The 18,236-nt window shown below is 71.8% G+C and carries 21 protein-coding genes; 10 read left to right on the forward strand and 11 right to left on the reverse strand.

Annotated features, from left to right (window positions below; all coding sequences use genetic code 11):
- Positions 1-61 precede the first annotated feature (61 nt).
- Together M4V62_RS15915 and sigE are read right to left on the reverse strand one after the other, a co-directional pair.
- Complete coding sequence (locus tag M4V62_RS15915) at positions 62-1,129, reverse strand: anti-sigma factor family protein (protein ID WP_249587924.1); 1,068 nt, start codon at positions 1,127-1,129, stop codon at positions 62-64.
- Positions 1,126-1,893: an RNA polymerase sigma factor SigE gene (gene sigE, locus M4V62_RS15920; protein ID WP_249587925.1), complete on the reverse strand. Its 768-nt coding sequence runs from the start codon at positions 1,891-1,893 to the stop codon at positions 1,126-1,128. Before sigE ends, M4V62_RS15915 begins: the two co-directional genes overlap by 4 nt.
- Positions 1,894-2,046: 153 nt before the next feature.
- On the opposite strand from sigE, the gene M4V62_RS15925 reads away from it, so the two are divergent.
- Entirely contained in the window at positions 2,047-2,745 is a 699-nt protein-coding gene (locus M4V62_RS15925) for an O-methyltransferase (RefSeq protein WP_283779160.1), read from the forward strand.
- 159 nt (positions 2,746-2,904) lie between these two features.
- Here M4V62_RS15925 and M4V62_RS15930 read toward each other — a convergent pair whose 3' ends face one another.
- Positions 2,905-3,072: a DUF3117 domain-containing protein gene (locus M4V62_RS15930; RefSeq protein WP_003966491.1), complete on the reverse strand. Its 168-nt coding sequence runs from the start codon at positions 3,070-3,072 to the stop codon at positions 2,905-2,907.
- 320 nt (positions 3,073-3,392) lie between these two features.
- Here M4V62_RS15930 and chcB point away from each other — a divergent pair, with 320 nt between their 5' ends.
- Complete coding sequence (chcB, locus tag M4V62_RS15935; RefSeq protein ID WP_249587926.1) at positions 3,393-4,193, forward strand: 2-cyclohexenylcarbonyl CoA isomerase; 801 nt, start codon at positions 3,393-3,395, stop codon at positions 4,191-4,193.
- Here the strand turns inward: chcB and M4V62_RS15940 are convergent.
- Together M4V62_RS15940 and M4V62_RS15945 are read right to left on the reverse strand one after the other, a co-directional pair.
- Positions 4,190-4,792, reverse strand: a complete 603-nt coding sequence (locus tag M4V62_RS15940) for a DNA-3-methyladenine glycosylase I (protein WP_283779085.1) — start codon at positions 4,790-4,792, stop codon at positions 4,190-4,192. The genes chcB and M4V62_RS15940 overlap by 4 nt on opposite strands.
- Positions 4,789-5,196, reverse strand: a complete 408-nt coding sequence (locus M4V62_RS15945; protein WP_249587927.1) for a DivIVA domain-containing protein — start codon at positions 5,194-5,196, stop codon at positions 4,789-4,791. The genes M4V62_RS15940 and M4V62_RS15945 overlap by 4 nt, the downstream gene beginning before the upstream one ends.
- A 124-nt stretch (positions 5,197-5,320) precedes the next feature.
- Here M4V62_RS15945 and folP point away from each other — a divergent pair, with 124 nt between their 5' ends.
- Positions 5,321-6,181: a dihydropteroate synthase gene (gene folP / locus M4V62_RS15950; RefSeq protein ID WP_249587928.1), complete on the forward strand. Its 861-nt coding sequence runs from the start codon at positions 5,321-5,323 to the stop codon at positions 6,179-6,181.
- Positions 6,182-6,296: 115 nt separating this feature from the next.
- On the opposite strand, the gene M4V62_RS15955 is transcribed toward folP, so the two are convergent.
- A complete protein-coding gene (locus tag M4V62_RS15955) occupies positions 6,297-7,052 on the reverse strand; it encodes an LOG family protein (protein ID WP_249587929.1) in 756 nt (251 codons plus the stop codon).
- 88 nt (positions 7,053-7,140) lie between these two features.
- Entirely contained in the window at positions 7,141-8,232 is a 1,092-nt protein-coding gene (dapE, locus tag M4V62_RS15960) for a succinyl-diaminopimelate desuccinylase (protein WP_249587930.1), read from the reverse strand.
- 62 nt (positions 8,233-8,294) lie between these two features.
- Here dapE and M4V62_RS15965 point away from each other — a divergent pair, with 62 nt between their 5' ends.
- Together M4V62_RS15965 and M4V62_RS15970 are read left to right on the forward strand one after the other, a co-directional pair.
- Positions 8,295-9,227 (forward strand): VldE C-terminal domain-containing protein, encoded by a 933-nt coding sequence (locus M4V62_RS15965; protein ID WP_249587931.1) that lies wholly within the window; start codon positions 8,295-8,297, stop codon positions 9,225-9,227.
- Positions 9,228-9,530: 303 nt separating this feature from the next.
- Positions 9,531-10,001 (forward strand): ATP-binding protein, encoded by a 471-nt coding sequence (locus M4V62_RS15970; RefSeq protein ID WP_249587932.1) that lies wholly within the window; start codon positions 9,531-9,533, stop codon positions 9,999-10,001.
- 72 nt (positions 10,002-10,073) lie between these two features.
- Here M4V62_RS15970 and M4V62_RS15975 read toward each other — a convergent pair whose 3' ends face one another.
- Entirely contained in the window at positions 10,074-11,066 is a 993-nt protein-coding gene (locus M4V62_RS15975) for an ArsR/SmtB family transcription factor (protein WP_249587933.1), read from the reverse strand.
- 90 nt (positions 11,067-11,156) lie between these two features.
- Between M4V62_RS15975 and M4V62_RS15980 the strand changes: the two genes are divergently transcribed.
- Positions 11,157-12,428 (forward strand): MFS transporter, encoded by a 1,272-nt coding sequence (locus M4V62_RS15980; RefSeq protein WP_249587934.1) that lies wholly within the window; start codon positions 11,157-11,159, stop codon positions 12,426-12,428.
- Here M4V62_RS15980 and M4V62_RS15985 read toward each other — a convergent pair.
- Both M4V62_RS15985 and fdxA read right to left on the reverse strand, forming a co-directional pair.
- Positions 12,341-13,444: a bifunctional succinyldiaminopimelate transaminase/glutamate-prephenate aminotransferase gene (locus M4V62_RS15985; RefSeq protein WP_249587935.1), complete on the reverse strand. Its 1,104-nt coding sequence runs from the start codon at positions 13,442-13,444 to the stop codon at positions 12,341-12,343. The genes M4V62_RS15980 and M4V62_RS15985 overlap by 88 nt on opposite strands.
- 93 nt (positions 13,445-13,537) lie before the next feature.
- Positions 13,538-13,858 carry a ferredoxin gene (gene fdxA, locus M4V62_RS15990; RefSeq protein WP_030573070.1) on the reverse strand — a complete coding sequence of 107 codons (321 nt, stop codon included), beginning with the start codon at positions 13,856-13,858 and terminating at the stop codon, positions 13,538-13,540.
- A gap of 143 nt (positions 13,859-14,001) precedes the next feature.
- On the opposite strand from fdxA, the gene M4V62_RS15995 reads away from it, so the two are divergent.
- On the forward strand, positions 14,002-15,021 hold the full coding sequence (locus M4V62_RS15995) for a GNAT family N-acetyltransferase (RefSeq protein ID WP_249587936.1): 1,020 nt from the start codon (positions 14,002-14,004) through the stop codon (positions 15,019-15,021).
- A gap of 40 nt (positions 15,022-15,061) precedes the next feature.
- Entirely contained in the window at positions 15,062-15,898 is an 837-nt protein-coding gene (locus M4V62_RS16000) for a SirB1 family protein (protein ID WP_249587937.1), read from the forward strand.
- Here the strand turns inward: M4V62_RS16000 and M4V62_RS16005 are convergent.
- Positions 15,891-16,745, reverse strand: a complete 855-nt coding sequence (locus tag M4V62_RS16005) for a helix-turn-helix transcriptional regulator (RefSeq protein ID WP_249587938.1) — start codon at positions 16,743-16,745, stop codon at positions 15,891-15,893. The two genes, M4V62_RS16000 and M4V62_RS16005, sit on opposite strands and share 8 nt — an antisense overlap.
- Positions 16,746-16,794: 49 nt before the next feature.
- Here M4V62_RS16005 and M4V62_RS16010 point away from each other — a divergent pair, with 49 nt between their 5' ends.
- Together M4V62_RS16010 and M4V62_RS16015 are read left to right on the forward strand one after the other, a co-directional pair.
- On the forward strand, positions 16,795-17,271 hold the full coding sequence (locus tag M4V62_RS16010) for a DUF2000 domain-containing protein (protein ID WP_249587939.1): 477 nt from the start codon (positions 16,795-16,797) through the stop codon (positions 17,269-17,271).
- 93 nt (positions 17,272-17,364) lie between these two features.
- Positions 17,365-18,219 carry a transglutaminase family protein gene (locus M4V62_RS16015; RefSeq protein ID WP_249587940.1) on the forward strand — a complete coding sequence of 285 codons (855 nt, stop codon included), beginning with the start codon at positions 17,365-17,367 and terminating at the stop codon, positions 18,217-18,219.
- Positions 18,220-18,236 lie beyond the last annotated feature (17 nt).

Genomic DNA, 18,236 nt, shown 5'->3' on the forward strand with positions numbered 1-18,236 from the left:
CTCGGGCAGGCACGGCCCACCGAGGATTCAACCAGGTTCCCGCGTCGAAGCGCAGAGCACGTCAGCGGATCTGCGAAGTGCCCTGCAACGTGCCCTCTATGGGCGAGGCCACCGCGGTGTGCGTCGGCTCCGCCCCGCCGCCCGAAGCGACGCCGCCCAGATTCGGCACGGCAGCGGCCGGAGACGCGCCGCCAGGTGTCACGGGAGAGACCGGACGTATCAGAGGGGACATGATCGCCGCGCCGGTCAGCATCGGCGCCGTCACCTCGTGCCTGGCGGACACGGGCTCGGGCTGCTGGACGCGAGGACCCCGCACCGGCACCCCGGGCAGCAGCGGCCCGGTCGCCTGGGTGGGCGCGACCGGCGCCGCGAGGACCCCAGGACGCTGACCCTGCACGGACAGCGGATTGCTGCCACGGCGGCGGACGGAGTCGGGAGCCGTGGCGGCACCCGCCCCCGGCGAACGCAGCGGCGACGCATTGCTGTTGCTGCCCGTGCTGCTGCCGTTGCCCGAGCTGTTGCTACTGCTGCCCGAGCCCGCGCGCGGCTCACCCGGGTCGGCGGGCATGCCCGTCGTGACGCCGCCCAGCGCTATCGCGGCCAGCGACACCGCACCGGCGGCAGCGAAGGCGAACCGCCGCCCGCGCCACAGCGACCGCTCGGCCTCGTGACGACCGACGTCGTGCCGACTGACGTCATGGAGGCGGAAACCGCGTCCCGAGCCGGGCAGTACGGCGGCATGGCTGCCCGAGGGCGCATAGCCGAAGGTCTCCGGCCTTACGCCGAAGATTCCGGTGGGCGGCAGCCCTGAGTCCGTGTCCGCGGTGGCGAAGCCTCCGCTTCCAGGGGGCCTGGGGCCGGATGGAGGCTCGCTGCCTCCGCCGGGAAGGCCTTGAAGGCGCGCCAGGAAACTCTCGGACGGGGGTGGCGGTGCCACCTCCGCGAAAACACTCTTGAGCCGCCGCTGTGCGTCGGCCTCGGTCTTGCACTTCGGACAGGTCGCGAGATGAGCGAGGACTCGCTCACGCGCGTCATGGCCCAACTCGCCGTCCACCAGGGCGGCGAGTCGGTCCCCCAGATGCTGCTCGGCCAGATGCCGCTCGGCAGGATTCGACCGTGATCCACTCACGCGGTCGCGCCCCCTCCTCCCAGCGCCACGGCTCCTGCGAGCGAGCGGCGCTCGGCGCGGGCTTCGGGCGACCGGTGCTGAAGGGCCTTGCGCAGCTGCGAGCGGCCACGGTGGATACGGCTGCGGACCGTGCCCAGCTTGACGCCCAGGGTTGCGGCGATCTCCTCGTACGAGAGGCCCTCGATGTCGCACAGGACCACTGCGGCACGGAACTCGGGAGCGAGGGTGTCGAGCGCCTGCTGCACGTCCGCGTCGAAGTGCGTGTCGTTGAAGACCTGCTGCGGGGAGGGCTCACGGCTGGGGAGGCGCTCTGCCGCGTCGTCACCGAGGGCGTCGAAGCGGATGCGCTGCTTGCGGCGCACCATGTCCAGGAAGAGGTTCGTGGTGATGCGGTGCAGCCAGCCCTCGAACGTGCCGGGGGTGTAGGTCGACAGGGACCGGAAGACACGGACGAAGACCTCTTGCGTGAGGTCCTCGGCGTCGTGCTGATTGCCGGTCAGGCGGTACGCCAGGCGATAGACCCGTCCGCTGTGCGTGCTGACGATCTCCTCCCAGGTGGGCGGAGTCCACGCCTGCGATTCCGCATCAGCGGCAAAGGTCGCGGTCTGAGCGGAGCTGGCGGTGTGGAATCGGTCAGCGGTGTCGGTCACGGATTTCGGCTCACCCGCCAACCCGAGAAAGCGCCTCAGCGCTCCTCCCCGATCCGCGGACGCAGCCGCACCTCCCCTGTCGGCTCTGGTGGTGTCCAGTGGAGCCCCTACCATAACCACCTCGCCCGTTAGCTCCGGATAAGCGTTTTTACTGGAATTTGGTACGGGCTTCCTGCCGGCTGTCCTGCCTGGTCGCAGGGCCCGCAGCCATTCTTGATCCATTCGTTACCCCCGGCGTCCGCCTACCCCTACTAAACGCCCGGTCCCATCTGCGGGTTCCCACCCCTTACGGATACAGTCACGGCCAGGCATCCACGGGGACAGGAGAGGGCCATTACCGGCAACCGGCAGACGAGCTGGGCGTTCGCCGACGCCTTTGTCGCCGAGGACGAAGCAGCGCGCTGGGCCCGTGACCGGGCCCAGGAGGCAGGGCTGCCCTCGGTGTCTCCCGGTACCGGCGCCGCACTGCGCATGCTGGCCGCCACGGCGGACGCCAAGGCCGTCGCCGAGATCGGGACGGGCACCGGCGTGTCCGGGCTCCATCTGCTGCACGGCATGCGGCCCGACGGCGTCCTGACGACCGTCGACCCCGAGCCCGACCGCCAGCAGTTCGCGCGGGAGGCCTTCCGCGCCGCCGGATTCGCCGGCAACCGCGCGCGGTTCATCCCCGGCCGCGCACTCGACGTACTGCCGCGGCTCGCCGACGGCGGTTACGACCTCGTGTTCTGTGACGGCGACCGCACGGAGTACCTGGACTACCTCGCTGAATCGTTGCGCCTGCTGCGCCCCGGCGGGCTCGTCTGCTTCGAGGGCGCCTTCTCCGACGGCCGGACGGTGGACTCAGGTCCGCAGCCCGCCGAAGTACTGCGCATCCGCGAGCTCCTGCGCACGGTGCGCGAGAGCCAGGACCTGATGCCGGCGCTGCTCCCGGTGGGCGACGGGCTTCTCTGCGCCGTCAAGCGGTAGCGCTCCGCTGGGGCGGACAGAGTCTCATCTGCGGGCACGTCGTGGCTGGCCGCGCAGTTCCCCGCGCCCCTTACAGGGGCGCTCTCAACCCCGGACATAGCACTGCCCCGGCACGTCGTTACGATGCCGGGGCAGTGAAAAAGTGTGGGCGCTTCCGCGTCAGCCGACGACCTTCTTCAGGGCGTCGCCGAGTGCATCGGCCTCGTCCGGAGTCAGTTCGACGACAAGTCGTCCGCCGCCTTCGAGCGGAACGCGCATGACGATGCCCCGCCCCTCCTTGGTCACCTCGAGCGGGCCGTCGCCCGTCCGCGGCTTCATGGCCGCCATGCTCGTTCCCCTTCCTGAAACCAGCTCATCGCAGCCGACAACCCAGGTGTCACCGGCATCGAACATATTGCTTCCAGGCCATTATCCCGCATGGCAGGACCCGATGACCAACATCGGTCTGCATCGCTTGCGCAACGCGCGCCCGCAAAACCACTCAATTCGGCGATGTGGCTGCGATACTGCGCCGCCCCTTACGCCTGCGGGGCCAGGAATTCTTTGACGCAGGTCACATATCTCCCCTCATGTCGGTGCCGGATGATCTCCGTCATGCTGGGCTCGGACAAAGATGACCGGCGCAGGACCACTGGAGGGGATTCACCATGGCCGACACCGTGCTCTACGAGGTGAGCGACGGGCTCGCGACCATCACGCTCAACCGCCCCGAGGCGATGAACGCGATGAACATCGAGGCCAAGGTCGCTCTGCGGGAGGCGGTGCGGTCGGCCGAGTCGGACCCCGCGGTCCGCGCCGTGCTGCTCACCGCGACCGGGCGCGCCTTCTGTGTGGGGCAGGACCTGAAGGAACACGTGGGTTCACTCATGGCGGACCGCGCGGCGGGCACCGGACAGACGATGAGCACGGTGCGGGAGCACTACAACCCCGTCCTGCGCGCGCTGACCGGGATGGCCAAGCCGGTCGTCGCGGGCGTCAACGGCGTCGCGGCCGGTGCGGGACTCGGCTTCGCGCTCGCCGCGGACTACCGGATCGTCGCGGACACCGCGCGTTTCAACACGTCCTTCGCCGGGGTCGCGCTGACCGCAGACTCGGGCGTCTCCTGGACGCTTCAGCGCGTGATCGGGCCCGGCCGCGCCGCCGATCTGCTGCTGTTCCCGCGCAACATCGACGCCCAGGAGGCGTACGACCTGGGCATCGCCAACAAGGTCGTACCCGAGGCCGAGTTGGCCGCCGAGGCCCTGAAGGTGGCCCGCACCCTGGCCGAGGGCCCGACCCTCGCCTACGGGGCCCTCAAGGAGTCCCTGGCCTACGCGGCGGGCCACACCCTGGAGGAGTCCCTGGAGAAGGAGGACGAACTCCAGGCGAAGGCGGGCGCGTCCGAGGACCACGCGATCGCCGTCCAGGCGTTCCTGGACAAGGCGAAGCCCAAGTACCTCGGCCGTTAGGCCGCCGCACCCGGGCCCCCGGAGCCGCGGATCACGCAGTCCTCCAGGTGGTCGTTGACCAGGCCGCAGGCCTGCATCAGGGCGTACGCCGTGGTGGGGCCGACGAATCGGATGCCGCGCTTCTTCAGGTCCTTGGACAGGGCCGTGGACTCGGGCGTGATCGCCGGTACGTCGGCCAGCACGCTCGGGGCCTTGCGCGATGCGGGGTCCGGCGCGTGCGACCAGATGAGCTCGTCGAGATCGCCGTCGGCCCATTCGGCGAGCACGCGCGCGTTGGCGAGGGTCGCGTCGACCTTGGCGCGGTTGCGGATGATGCCGGGGTCGGCGAGCAGCCGCTCCCGGTCGGCGTCGGTGAACCGCGCGACCTCGTCGATCCGGAAACCGGCGAAGGCGGCGCGGAAGCCCTCGCGGCGGCGCAGGATCGTGATCCAGGAGAGGCCCGACTGGAAGGCTTCCAGGCAGAGCCTTTCGTACAGCGCGTCGTCCCCGTGGACCGGGCGGCCCCACTCCTCGTCGTGGTACGTCACGTAGTCCTCGGTCGAGAGGCCCCAGGGGCAGCGCAGTCTGCCGTCCGGGCCCGCCACCGCGTCGCCGCTCACCGGCCGTTCTCCTCTTCGGCCGCGTCCTTCGGAGCGTCCTGGTCCTGGGTCATCGTCGCCGGGGCGTGCTTCTTGAGGAGGCCGGGGCCGCCGACCGCGGTGGCCTGGGCGCCGGCGAGCGCCGCCTCCAGCTCCGCGATGTGGGCGTCGCGCTCGGCCAGTTCGGCGGCGAGGCGGCCGAGGGCGTCGTCCACGTCCGCCATGCGATAGCCCCGCAGGGTCAGCGGGAAGCGCAGCGCCTCCACGTCCGCGCGGCGCAGGGCGCGGTCGGGGGGCAGCGGGTCGGTGAACCGCTCGGCCGCCACGTCGGGCAGGGCGGCCCGCTCCCCGCCGCCCACGACGGCCAGCGTCACCGCGCCGACCACCACGACGAGGGCGATGACCAGGAACAAGAACAAGACCATCTCTTCAGGCCCCCACGCTCGACTGCCGTGCTCAAACTGTCAGGGTCTGATCGTGCCATGCGCCTGTGACAGTTAAGGTCGCAGGCGGCCGGACCACGGCACCGACGAAGGAGGTTCACAGGGGATGCTCAGGCTTGGCAGGCGTGAATTCGACGCGCACGAGCCGGTGATCATGGCGATCGTGAACCGGACCCCTGACTCCTTCTACGACCAGGGCGCCACATTCCGCGACGAACCCGCGCTCGCCCGCGTGGAGCAGGCGGTGTCGGAGGGCGCCGCCATCATCGACATCGGCGGGGTCAAGGCCGGTCCCGGTGAGGAAGTCACCGCGGACGAGGAGGCGCGGCGGACGGTCGGCTTCGTCGCCGAGGTGCGCAAGCGTTTCCCCGATGTCGTCATCAGCGTCGACACATGGCGGCACGACGTCGGCGACGCCGTCTGCGAGGCGGGAGCCGACCTCCTGAACGACGCGTGGGGCGGGGTCGATCCCCGGCTCGCGGAGGTGGCAGCGCGCCATGGCGTGGGCCTGGTGTGCACGCACGCGGGTGGCGCCGAGCCGCGTACCCGCCCCCATCGGGTGACGTACGAGGACGTCATGGCCGACATCCTCTCGGTCACGCTCGGCCTCGCCGAGCGCGCGGTCGCGCTCGGGGTGCCGCGTGAGTCCGTGATGATCGATCCCGGGCACGACTTCGGGAAGAACACGCGGCATTCCCTGGAGGCGACGCGGCGGCTCGGGGAGATGGTGGAGACCGGGTGGCCCGTCCTGGTGTCCCTGTCCAACAAGGACTTCGTCGGGGAGACGCTCGACAAGCCCGTCAAGGAGCGCGTGGTGGGGACCCTCGCCACCACCGCGGTGTCGGCGTGGCTGGGGGCGCAGGTGTACCGGGTGCACGAGGTCGCGGAGACGCGGCAGGTGCTCGACATGGTCGCGACCATCGCAGGGCACCGGGATCCGGCCGTGGCTCGGCGGGGGCTGGCGTAAGGAGCCCGACCTCGAACGCCCGGCAGGCTGAACAGGGGACGAGCCGCGGGGTGATCAGGTGGGCGGGCGGGGAAGATCCGTCCGAAGTAGCTCGCCCCGCCCGCCCGGCCAGGGCCTAGCGGCCGACTTCCTTGGTCACCAGCGTGACCGCCTCGTCCACGTCGTCCGTGATGTGGAAGAGGTGCAGGTCGTGCTCCGACGCCTTGCCACCTGCCACCACCGTGTCACGCAGCCAGTCGACGAGGCCGCCCCAGTACTCCGAGCCGAAGAGGACGATCGGGAAGCGGGTCACCTTGCGGGTCTGGACGAGGGTCAGGGCCTCGAAGAGCTCGTCCAGGGTGCCGAGGCCGCCGGGCAGGACCACGAAGCCTTGGGCATACTTCACAAACATTGTCTTTCGCACAAAAAAGTAGCGAAAGTTCACGCCGATATCGACGTGTTCGTTGAGGCCCTGCTCGAAGGGCAGCTCGATGCCGAGGCCGACGGAGACGCCCTTGGCCTCGCGCGCTCCCTTGTTGGCCGCCTCCATGGCGCCGGGGCCGCCCCCGGTGATCACGGCGAAGCCCGCGTCGACCAGCGCCTTGCCGATGCGGATGCCCGCTTCGTACTCGGGCGAGCCGACCGGCGTGCGGGCCGATCCGAAGACGCTGATCGCGCTGGGGAGTTCCGCGAGCGCGCCGAAGCCTTCCACGAACTCCGACTGGATGCGCATGACCCGCCAGGGGTCGGTGTGCACCCACTCCGACTCGCCCTCGGCGTCGGTGTCGAGGAGCCGCTGGTCGGTGGTGCCGGGGGTGATCTGCTCACGCCGCCGCACCACAGGCCCCAAGTGCTGCTCCTCCGGCGGGCCCTGTCCTTCTGGACTACCCATGAACGTCCCCTTCCGCTGACGGTCTTGCTCGACGTGCCACTTCAGCGTAGGTCTACGGGCGTTACGGACGAGGCATCCTTACGGGAACTCAGGATGTCAGCCAGTCGCTCAGCCGCTTCTCGGCCTCCGGGATCAGCGACACCTTCACGCGCTCGTCGATCTTGTGGGCGAGCAGCGGGTCGCCGGGGCTGTAGTTCACGGCGGGCACGCCGAGCGCGCTGAAGCGGGCCACGTCGGTCCAGCCGAACTTCGGCTTCGCCTCGCCGCCGACCGCCGCCATGAAGGCCGCGGCGGCCGGATGGTTCAGGCCGGGGCGCGCACCGCCCGTGTGGTCGTCGACGATGAACTCGTCGATCTCGCAGTCGGCGAAGTAGTCGCGCACGAAGGCGAGCGCCTCGTCCTCGGAGCGGTCCGGGGCGTAGCGGAAGTTGACGACGACGGTGCACTCGTCGGGGATGACGTTCGTGGCGACGCCGCCCTCGACGCGCACGGCGTTGAGGCCCTCGTGGAACTGAAGGCCGTCGACGACCGGCGTGCGCGGCTCGTACGCGGCGAGCTTCGCCAGGATCGGGGCGGCCTTGTGGATGGCGTTCGAGCCCATCCACGCGCGCGCGGAGTGCGCGCGCGTGCCCTTTGTCTTCAGGTGGACCCGCAGCGTGCCCTGGCAGCCGCCCTCGACCTGGTTGTCCGTCGGCTCCAGGAGGATCGCGAAGTCTCCCGCGAGCCAGTCGGGGTGGGCCTCGGCGACATGGCCCAGGCCGTTCAGGTGGGCGGCGACCTCTTCGTTGTCGTAGAAGACGAAGGTGAGGTCGCGGTTCGGCTCGGTCACGGTCTGCGCGATGCGCAGCTGGATCGCGACGCCGGACTTCATGTCGCAGGTGCCGCAGCCCCACAGGACGCCGTCCTCGTCGAGGCGGGAGGGGACGTTGTCCGCGATCGGGACCGTGTCGATGTGCCCGGCGAGGATCACGCGCTCGGCCCGGCCCAGGTTCGTGCGCGCGACCACGTTGTTGCCGTGCCGGTCCACCGTGAGGTGCGGCAGGCGGCGCAGGGCCGTCTCGATGGCGTCCGCGAGTGCTTTCTCCTCGCCGCTCGGCGACGGGAAATCGACCAGCTGGGCGGTGAGCGCGGCAGCGTCGAGCGTGAGGTCGAGCGACGTGTCGTGTGAGGTCTGGGCCATGACTTCGACCCTAACGCCCCTCGGCGGGCCGCCCTGTCAGTGGCCTCCAGTACCTTGGTCGCGTGCCTGAGCCCCCCACCCTCGTCCGGCGCGGCCGCCTCCTCCGTATCGGGGCCGCCGTCGCGGTCCTCCTTGCCCTCGTGGGCTATGTGGTCGTGCAGTACGTCTTCGGGGGCAAGGCCGACCCACGCTGCCGGGTCGTCTCGGGCAACGGCGACGGGGCGTCGTACGAATTCGGCGCCGAGCAGGCCGAGAACGCGGCGACGGTCGCCGCCGTGGGCACCTCCCGCGGCATGCCGGAGCGCGCGATCACGATCGCCCTGGCCACGGCCCTGCAGGAGTCGGGTCTGCGCAACATCAGCCATGGCGACCGCGACTCGCTCGGCCTCTTCCAGCAGCGGCCCTCACAGGGCTGGGGCAACGAGAAACAGATCATGGACCCGGCGTACTCGGCGGCGCGTTTCTACGCCCATCTGAACGACGTCCCGGGCTATTCACGGCTCCCCCTGACCGTCGCCGCGCAGCGCGTGCAGCGCAGCGGCTATCCCCAGGCGTACGCGAAGCACGAGCCGGACGCCGCGCTGCTCGCCGCCGCGCTGACCGGCCGCGCCCCCGCCACCCTCACCTGCGAGGGCCGCACGGACGGTGAGCCGGGTGACCCGGCGAAGGTGCGGGCCGCCCTGGTCCGGGACTTCGGCCGCGACGTGGCACCGGAGAGCGCCCGCGGCGGCTCGGTCACCGTGCCGGTGGGCGCCACCACGGGAGGCGCCGAGGGCGGCGCCGAGCAGCGGGGCTGGGAGCTCGCGCACTGGGCGGTGGCCCAGGCGTCCACGCTCGGCATCGAGCGCGTCACGTACGGCGGCCGGGAGTGGAGCGCCACGGATTCCGCGAACGAATGGCGCAAGCCGGGCAAGACGGGCGCGACAAGCACAGACGGGCAGGACTCCGGCACCGGATCCGGCGCGACCTCGGTCCTCATTGTCATGGGGCAGTAGTACGGCGCGTCACCCGATCGGGCCACATTGATCACTCACGGGCGACGTGCCGCCCAGACTTTCGCGCACTCACCCCCGCACACGCCAAACCCCTTGTGAACACTGGGCATTGACGATTCAGCGGGCCCGTACGAACCGATCCCTTTGCCCGTTTTTATCCACAGCCGATTATGCGATGCATTGCCAACTCTTTACGTTGGCCCACCGCAACCTTCGAGGGCTTCGAGCGGTAGTCACTGCGTCCAAGCGCCGGACCCCATCCGGCCGGACACCCCAACGTTCTCTCCCGTCTGAAGGAGCATCATGTCCCTCCCCCTGACCCGCCGGATCGCCCGCGCCGCGCTGCTCATCGCAGCGGGGGCGGCTCCCGTGGTCGGTGCGGCCGGCTCCGCAAACGCCGCCGAGCTCCCCGCCACCCCCGACCTCGGCGGTGTGACCGCCCTGGACGGTGCCGGTCTGGGCAACACCGTCGACGGCGCCGCTCAGAACGCCACCGGTCTCGCGGGTGAGACCGGCAGCAAGGCCGTGAAGAAGGGCGTCCCGACCGCGGGCAAGGTCGTCGGCTCGGGCGCCAAGACCACCACCCCCGTGGCGCAGAAGGCCGCGGGCGACCTCGCGGGCAACGCCGGTGACGTGGTCGGCGACGCCGCGGGCACGGCCACCAAGGACGGCCTGCCGACCGACGCGGTCGCCAAGGGCGGGCTGCCCACCGACGCGGTCACCAAGGGCGGACTGCCCACCGACCAGCTGCCGGTCAAGAGCCCGCTCGGCTGACCGTCGCGCACCTGGGACGAGGGCCCGGAGCCACTGGCTCCGGGCCCTCGTCGCGTGCGGCCGCCGCAGGCCTCACCCGTCCCTCCGCGCCTCGACGAGGACCTCCCCCGCCGCCGTACGGAAATACAGCACCGACCGCCCCGTACGCCGCCTGCGCACAAGCCCCGCGTCGAGCAGCACCCGCAGGTGCCGGCCCACCGAGCCGAGCCCCTGCCCCGTCAGCGTCACCAGCTGCGAGGTGCTCTTCGGCGCCGCGAGCAGCATCAGGACCGCCGCCCGCCCCGGCCCCAGGAGCCTGCCCAGCGGCTCCGGCACCGCCGCCGCCCGGTCCGCCTCCGCGAGCACCCCCGAGCACGGGTACACCACGGCGTACCGGTCCGCCGCGTCCCAGGAGACCCAGCCCTGGCGCGGTGTCACCGGCACGAAGAGGAGGCGCGCCCCGGAGATCTCGCGCGGCGGGTAGTCGTGGATGTTGACCTGGAGCCTGCTCTCCCCCAGCCAGCGCATCCCCGGCCGCATGCCGTTGAGCGCCTCGGCCCAGCCGCCCTGGCTCAACTGGGCGGTGCGCGCGACGACATCGGCCTCGATGACCGTCCGGATGCGGGGCCAGCGCGGCAGCACCGCCCGCGTCCACACCCACTCCAGGAGATCGGCCATCCGGTCGGGGAAGCGGCCGGGGCGCAGCAGCCGTGCCGGGAGCGGGCCGCCGAAGGACACCGTCAGATGTGCGCGGGCGGTCGCGTCAGGGATCTCGCGGATGCGCGCCAGCTCCTCGGCGAAGTCGCCCGAGGACGAGTCGCCCTCACCCGTGGGCGTCGGCGTCAGGAAGTCCGCGATCCAGCGGGTCCGGTCGCCGAGCGCGGCCCGCACCAGCTCCCCGAGGCCGGGATCGGCGGCCAGCCGCTCGCGGTAGGCGGGCAGATGGGCCTCCAGCCAGGCCCGCTCCCCCGGATGCGTCGCCGTCCGCCGCTCCAGCGAGAAGAGGCTCGCGGTCGCCTCCGCCAGCGGCGAGACGACGAAGCGGCTGCCGGCCAGGGTGTCCGCGTTGACCTGCCACCAGCCCACACCGCCACCCCGCTCCCCGCTCCCCGCGCACCTTTCGCCGACGCGCGAAACATTAACGCCCGCGGCCCCGGCCCCCGAAGACTCCCCGGCATGCGCACCTACCGCGAGCTCTTCCGCACCCCGGAGTTCACGCCGTTCTTCCTGACCTCCTCCTTCCAGGTGGCGGCCCAGACGGTGAGCGGCCTTGCCCTCGGCACGCTGATCTACGACCGGACCGGCTCGCCGCTGCTCTCCGCCCTCGGCATGTTCGGCCCCTCGCTGGCCCAAGTCGTGGGCGCCGCTGCCCTGTTGTCGGCGGCGGACCGGCTGCCGCCGCGCGCCGCGACGGCGGGCCTCGCGCTGGTCTTCGGCGTCGCCACCGCCGCTCAGGCCCTGCCGGGGCTGCCGCTGTGGGCCGCCTTCGCGCTGCTCCTCGGCCTCGGGACCCTGGCCGCGCTCGGCGGCGGTGTGCGCTACGGACTGCTCGACGAGATCCTCTCCAGGGAGGGCTATCTGCTCGGCCGCTCCGTGCTCAACATGTCCGGCGGCACGATGCAGATCTGCGGCTTCGGGCTCGGCGGCGTCCTGGTCGCCACGCTCTCGCCGCGCGGCACGCTGCTCGCGGGCGCCTGCCTCTACCTCGCGGCGGCGGTCGTCGCGCGCTGCGGACTCGGCCGCAGGGCGCCGCGCGCCACGGGGCGCCCTGCGGTCGCCGAGACCTGGCGCACGAACGCGTCGCTGTGGTCGTGCGGACACCGCCGCACGGTGTATCTGGCGCTCTGGGTGCCCAACGGGCTGATCGTGGGCTGCGAGTCCCTCTTCGTCCCGTACGCCCCCGGGCACGCGGGGCTGCTCTTCGCCTTCGCCGCGTTCGGGATGCTCGTCGGGGACGTGCTGACCGGGCGGCTCCTGCCGCGCCGGTGGCGGGAGCGGCTGGGGGCGCCGCTGCGGCTGCTGCTCGCCGTGCCGTATCTGGTCCTCGCGGTGCGGCCCGGCCTGCCCTTCGCGCTGACGGCGGTCGCGCTCGCCTCGGTCGGGTTCTCGGCGAGCCTGCTGCTTCAGGAGCAGCTGATGGCCCTGACGCCGGACGCGTCGAGCGGGCACGCGCTCGGCCTGCACGCGTCCGGGATGCTCACGATGCAGGGCGTGGGCGCCGCGCTCGCGGGCGGCGTGGCCCAGCTGACGTCGGCGCCGGCCGCCATGGCCGTGCTCGCCATGGCGTCCGTCGCCGTCACGCTCGCGCTCGCCCCGGGGCTGCGGTCCGCGGCTTCAGCGGCTTCAGTGGCTTCAGTGGCTCAGGCGAGCCGCTCGACCGCCGCGGCCACGCGCTCGTCCGTCGCGGTCAGCGCCACGCGCACGAAGCGGTCGCCCGCCGGGCCGTAGAAGTCGCCGGGCGCCACGAGGATGCCGAGCCCCGCGAGGTGCCCGACCGTGTCCCAGCAGGACTCGTCCCGGGTCGCCCAGAGGTAGAGGCTCGCCTCGCTGTGCTCGATGCGGAAGCCGTGCTTGAGGAGGGCGTCGCGCAGGGCGGTGCGCCGGGCGAGATACCGCTCGCGCTGTTCGCGCACGTGCTGGTCGTCCCCGAGCGCGGCGACGACCGCCGCCTGCGTCGGCGCGGACGTCATCATGCCGCCGTGCTTGCGGATCTGGAGCAGATCGCCGAGCACGGCCGCGTCACCGGCGACGAACGCCGCGCGGTAGCCCGCGAGGTTCGACCGCTTGGAGAGGGAGTGGACGGCGACGATCCCCTCGTACGAACCGCCGCACACGTCCGGGTGCAGGACCGAGACCGGCTCCGCCTCCCAGCCGAGCTCCAGATAGCACTCGTCGCTGACGAGGAGCACCCCGTGCTCGCGCGCCCAGGCGACGGTGCGGGTCAGCTCTTCCTTGGACAGGACGCGACCGGTGGGGTTCGAGGGCGAGTTGAGCCAGAGCAGCTTGAGTCCGGCCGGGTCGAGCTCGGTGGGGTCGTCGTACGCGACGTACTGCGCGCGGGCCAGGCGGGCGCCCACCTCGTACGTCGGGTACGCGAGGCGCGGGTAGGCGACGACGTCGCCCGGACCCAGGCCCAGCTGCGTCGGGAGCCAGGCCACCAGCTCCTTGGAGCCGACGATCGGCAGGACGTTCCGGTGGGTGACGTCGCGTGCGCCCAGGCGGCGCTCGCACCAGCCGGTGATCGCGTCGCGCAGCTCGGGCGTGCCCCAGACCGTCGGGTAGCCCGGCGAGTCCGCCGCCGCGATCAGCGCTTTCTGGATCAGCTCGGGCACCGGGTCGACCGGTGTGCCCACCGACAGGTCGACGATGCCGCCGGGGTGGGCGGCCGCCGTGGCCTTGTACGGCTCGAGCTTGTCCCAGGGGAAGGTGGGAAGGCGGCCAGAGAGACCTGCGACTACGGACACGAACTGACTCCCGTACTGCGTGTGTGGACAAACGCCCCGGTCCCGTACAGCGATGTGAGCCGTACGGGACCGGGGCGGCGCTTCAAGCTGCCGTTACTGGTTCTGCGGCGGCAATGCGGCGATGAAGGCGTGGTCGCGCTCGATCAGGCCGAGCTTGCTGGCACCACCGGGCGATCCGAGCTCGTCGAAGAACTCGACGTTCGCCTTGTAGTAGTCCTTCCACTCTTCCGGAGTGTCGTCCTCGTAGAAGATCGCCTCGACCGGGCAGACCGGTTCGCAGGCTCCACAGTCGACGCATTCGTCCGGGTGGATGTACAAGGACCGGGAGCCCTCGTAAATGCAGTCGACCGGGCACTCCTCGATGCACGCCTTGTCCTTGACGTCGACACAAGGCTGCGCGATGACGTAGGTCACGCTGTCGTTCCTCCTCGATACGGGCGTTGGCGGGCCGTCTTCAGGCTCCGCTCGCCTGGCGCGCGGGAGCGCGGCGTCGTCGATGCCCACCTCTAGTATCTCCGTTCCCGGGCATGATCCGAACAGGAGGGGCGTACAGAGCTGTGGAATTCACTGCGGGCGGACGGCTCGAGGTCCGAATTACCCCTGCTGACGTGGGCAAACGGGTATCGGTCCGGCGCCTCAACGATGGGTCGAGGACGGGCGGTAAGTTCACTGACACGGTGGGTGTTCTCACATCGTGGAACGGCGGTGTGGTACTGATCACACGGCGCGACGGTGAGCGTGTCCGCATCGTGGAGAGCTCCTTGGTGGCGGGCAAAGTCGTCCCCTCCGCCCCGGCCCGCAGGCGCGGCCCCGCGGCGTCCTACCCGGAACTGGCCCGGGTCTCCGCACGCGCCTGGCAGCCCGTGGAGAGCGAGGCGCTCGGCGAATGGGAGCTGCGGGCGGCGGCCGGATTCACCCGGCGGGCCAACTCGGTGCTGCCGGTGGGCGATCCGGGACGGCCGCTGGACGAGGCTCTCGCGTACGTACGTCACTGGTACGAGCAGCGGGAACTGCCCGCCTACATACAGACCGCGACCGGGGCCGACGGCACCCAGGAGCTGCTCTGCGCGGAGCTCGAGGAGCGGGGCTGGGAGCGCGAGGTGAGCGCGGAGCTCCACGTCGGCGCTCTCGCCCCGCTCGGCGATCCCGACCTGCCCGAGGCGACCGTGGAAAGGGTGCATCTTTCACGCTCTTTCGACGAGGCGTGGCTGCGGCGGTACAAGCGATTCGGGGTGCCGGGACCTCATGTGGGCAAGGTGCTGGCGGGCGGCCCCTCGGTGTGGTTCGCTTCCGTGCCCGGGGCCTCTTTCGACGCGGGGCCCGCGGCGATCGGGCGCTGCGTCGTGGACGGGCGCTGGGCGGGATTCATGGCGGTCGAGGTGGATCCGGCACACCGCAGGCAGGGACTTGCCACCGCGGTGATGGCCGCGCTGTCCCGGCAGGCGCTCTCCGAAGGCGCTTCGGCGGCCTGGCTTCAGGTCGAGGACGACAACGAGGGTGCGCGGAAGCTGTACGGCGGTCTTGGCTTCGCCGCGCACCACACGTACCACCACTATCGATACCCGTCGGCTCGGTAGCTTCTACCGGCCGACTCGGTAAGTAAGGCACGAGGCACGCATGCACGAGGAGTCAAGGACCGCCGCGTCCCGGCGGCGGTTCGCTGAGGAGGCCAGGTCCGAGCGGCCCGACCTGTCCCTGCTGTGCCTCCTGGTGAGCGCGGAGGCAGATCCCGAACTCGACGACGACGGCATCGACGCCGCGCAGATCGAGCTCGACCGGCTCGCAGGACTGCTGCCCTACCGCCCCGGCGGGGCGCGGGAGTGGGCCGCCGCGCTCGCCGAACTCCTGGGCGGGCGGTGCGGGTTCATGGGGACGCCCGCCGACTATCAGCGTCTGGAGTCCTCCCTCCTCCACGAGGTGCTCCAGCGCCGCCGGGGCCTGCCGATCCTGCTCTCGGTGGTGTGGATCGAGGTGGCACGCCGGGCGGGCGCGCCCGTCTACGGCGTCGCGCTGCCCGGTCACTTCATCGTCGGGTTCGGCCCCCGTGACGAGCAGGTCCTGACCGACCCGTTCGCCGGGGGGCGGCTGCTCACGGGCGAGGACGCGGAGCTGCTCGTGGCCGGGTCCTCGGGCGGCACGGTGTCCCCCTCGATGCTGACGCCCGCCGATCCGCTGAACATCGTGCTGCGGATCCTCAACAACATCCGCGCGTGGGCGGCGGCCCGCCCCGAGCGCTCGGACGTCGCGCTCTGGGCCGTCGAGCTCTCCCTGCTGCTGCCCTCGCACCCGGCGCGCCTGCGCTACGAACGGGCCCAACTCCTGGTCCAGCGCGGCGACTTCCTCGCGGGAGCGGCGGAGCTCGAGACCTACGCCGACGTGGTGACGACGGTGGAGCCGACCACGGCGGACCGGGTGCGGGACCAGGCTCGGGCCGCGCGCGCCATGCTCAACTGACGGGTCCCTCGGCGGCTCCCGTGGCGGGTCCCTTGGCGGCTCCTGTAGCGGCTCCCGTGCGGGCGTAACGCCCCGGAGCGATCCCCACCACCCGCTTGAAGTGCCGGGTGAGGTGCGACTGGTCGTAGAAACCGGCGGCGGCCGCCACCTCGCCCGGCCGCAGGCCCGCCAGGAGGAGCCTGCGGGCGTGGTCGACGCGGCGGGACATCACGTACTGGTGCGGCGCGATGCCGAAGGCCCCGCTGAAGGCGCGTACGAGATGGCTGGGGTGGGCGTGGACCAGGCGCGCGGCCTCGTCGAGCGTCACGCCGTCGAGCAGCCGCTCGTCGAGGAGATCGCGGAGGTCGCGGGCCACGCCCCGGCCGGGGCCGCCCGGTGCGGGGGTGGCGATCCTGGGGCGCAGGTGTCCGCGCAGCCGCTCGCCGATCAGCGCCAGGCGGCTCTCGGCCTCCAGCTCGTCGCCCCGGTGCGCCAGGGCCGCGTGCAGCTGGCCCACACGCCGACGCAGGACGGGGTCGACCAGATCGGGGCCGTCCACCGCGGGGCCGATGAAGCTCTCGTCCAGCTGCGTCATGTCCAGGTAGAGCACGCGCTTGCGGAAGCCGTCGGGGGTGGCGGGCGAGCCGTTGTGCGGGACCTGCGGCGGGAGCAGCGAGACGGTGTCGCCCGGGGTGCCGTGCTCATGGCGGTCCAGGTCGTACCGGACGGCTCCGTCGTCCACGATCAGCAGGGTCCACGCGTCGTGGACGTGCATCGGATACGCGTGCTCGGTGAAGTGGGCGTGGAAGACCTCCACGACACCCGCGACCGGCGGGCGCCATGCGGAGATCTCCTGCCGGGCCACCATGCAAGAAACGTACAAGACGCGGCGGCGGACCACTCGGCAGTCTCGATGCATGAGAACCACCGCTGAGACAGACATCGCCGCGACGGAATCCGCCGGGGTCACGGGCGAGGCGCCCGTCCGCTTCGACACGAAGATCGCCGTCCTGCTCCGTGACGACCTGGAGCCCTGGCAGCGCCTCAACGTGACGGCGTTCCTGGTCAGCGGGCTCGGCACGGCGGCTCCCGAGGTGATCGGCGAGCCGTACGAGGACGCCGACGGCACCCCCTACCTGCCGATGTTCCGCCAGCCCGTCCTGGTCTTCGAGGGGTCGAAGGAGACGCTGACCGCCGCGCACGGCCGCGTGCTGTCCCGCTCGCTGCCGCGGGCGGTGTTCACGTCGGACCTGTTCGCCACCGGCAACGACCGGGACAACCGGGCGGCGGTGCGGGCCGTGCCGGCCGACCAGCTCGACCTGGTGGGGATCGCCGTCCACGGTCCGCGCAATGCCGTCGACAAGATCCTCAAAGGGGCCCGGATGCATCCTTGACCGCCGGGGGCGGCAGCACGGAACGCAGCACGGAGTGCAGCACGGTGCGAGATCGGAGCGCTATCGATCGGCCCGGCAGGGCACGAAGCTCCTATGCACCCCCTATCCCCCGAGCGGCGACGTCTCTTCGCCGATCAGGCACGGTCCGCGCGGCCCGATCTCGCGCAGCTGTGCCTGCTGATCGGCGCGGAGGCGGACCCGGATCTCGACGAAGCGGGCATGCGCGCGGCGCGGCGCATCCTCGACCGCCTGGCCGAACAGCTGGCCGAACAGCTGGCCGAGCGGCTACCCGATCAGGCCACCGGCCCCCGGTCCTGGGCTCTGGCGCTGGCCGAACTGCTCGGCCAGCGCTATGGGTTCAAGGGCAGGCCCGGCGACTACCAGCGCCTCCAGTCGGTGCTCCTGCACGAAGTCCTGCGGCGGCGCAGAGGCCTGCCCATCCTGCTCTCCGTAGTGTGGATCGAGGTGGCGCGCCGCGCGGGCGCACCCGTCCACGGGGTGGCCCTGCCCGGTCACTTCGTGGTCGGCTTCGGCACCCGCGACGATCAGGTGCTCGCCAATCCCTTCGCGGGAGGCGACGTACTGTCCCGCACGGACGCGGAGTTGATGGTGGCCGGGGCCACGGGCGCACCGCTCGCGCCGTCGATGCTGAGCCCGGCGGGGCCCCTGGACATCGTGCTGCGCGTCCTCAACAACATCCGTGCGTGGGCCGCGGCGCGCCCCGAGCGCTCGGACGTCGCGCTCTGGGCCGTCGAACTCTCCCTGCTGCTGCCCGCGCACTCCGACCGGCTGCACTACGACCGGGCCCAACTCCTGGTCCAGCGCGGCGACTTCCTGACCGGCGCCCTGGAGATCGAGACGTACGCCGACGCCCTTGCCGCCTCCGACGAGGCGGCGGCGGTGCGGCTGCGCCAGGAGGCGCACGGGGCGCGGGCGATGCTGAACTGAGGCCCTGGGCAGGGCAG

The organism is Streptomyces durmitorensis (assembly GCF_023498005.1).
GTDB classification, from domain to species: Bacteria; Actinomycetota; Actinomycetes; order Streptomycetales; family Streptomycetaceae; genus Streptomyces; species Streptomyces durmitorensis.

Bases quoted from the DNA above. Each gene is read 5' to 3' on its own strand.
- sigE (WP_249587925.1), bottom strand. From the start codon at position 1,893: ATGGTAGGGGCTCCACTGGACACCACCAGAGCCGACAGGGGAGGTGCG.
- M4V62_RS15930 (WP_003966491.1), bottom strand. From the start codon at position 3,072: ATGGCGGCCATGAAGCCGCGGACGGGCGACGGCCCGCTCGAGGTGACC.
- chcB (WP_249587926.1), top strand. From the start codon at position 3,393: ATGGCCGACACCGTGCTCTACGAGGTGAGCGACGGGCTCGCGACCATC.
- M4V62_RS15945 (WP_249587927.1), bottom strand. From the start codon at position 5,196: ATGGTCTTGTTCTTGTTCCTGGTCATCGCCCTCGTCGTGGTGGTCGGC.
- folP (WP_249587928.1), top strand. From the start codon at position 5,321: ATGCTCAGGCTTGGCAGGCGTGAATTCGACGCGCACGAGCCGGTGATC.
- M4V62_RS15955 (WP_249587929.1), bottom strand. From the start codon at position 7,052: ATGGGTAGTCCAGAAGGACAGGGCCCGCCGGAGGAGCAGCACTTGGGG.
- dapE (WP_249587930.1), bottom strand. From the start codon at position 8,232: ATGGCCCAGACCTCACACGACACGTCGCTCGACCTCACGCTCGACGCT.
- M4V62_RS15970 (WP_249587932.1), top strand. From the start codon at position 9,531: ATGTCCCTCCCCCTGACCCGCCGGATCGCCCGCGCCGCGCTGCTCATC.
- M4V62_RS15980 (WP_249587934.1), top strand. From the start codon at position 11,157: ATGCGCACCTACCGCGAGCTCTTCCGCACCCCGGAGTTCACGCCGTTC.
- M4V62_RS16000 (WP_249587937.1), top strand. From the start codon at position 15,062: ATGCACGAGGAGTCAAGGACCGCCGCGTCCCGGCGGCGGTTCGCTGAG.
- M4V62_RS16005 (WP_249587938.1), bottom strand. From the start codon at position 16,745: ATGGTGGCCCGGCAGGAGATCTCCGCATGGCGCCCGCCGGTCGCGGGT.
- M4V62_RS16010 (WP_249587939.1), top strand. From the start codon at position 16,795: ATGAGAACCACCGCTGAGACAGACATCGCCGCGACGGAATCCGCCGGG.
- M4V62_RS16015 (WP_249587940.1), top strand. From the start codon at position 17,365: ATGCACCCCCTATCCCCCGAGCGGCGACGTCTCTTCGCCGATCAGGCA.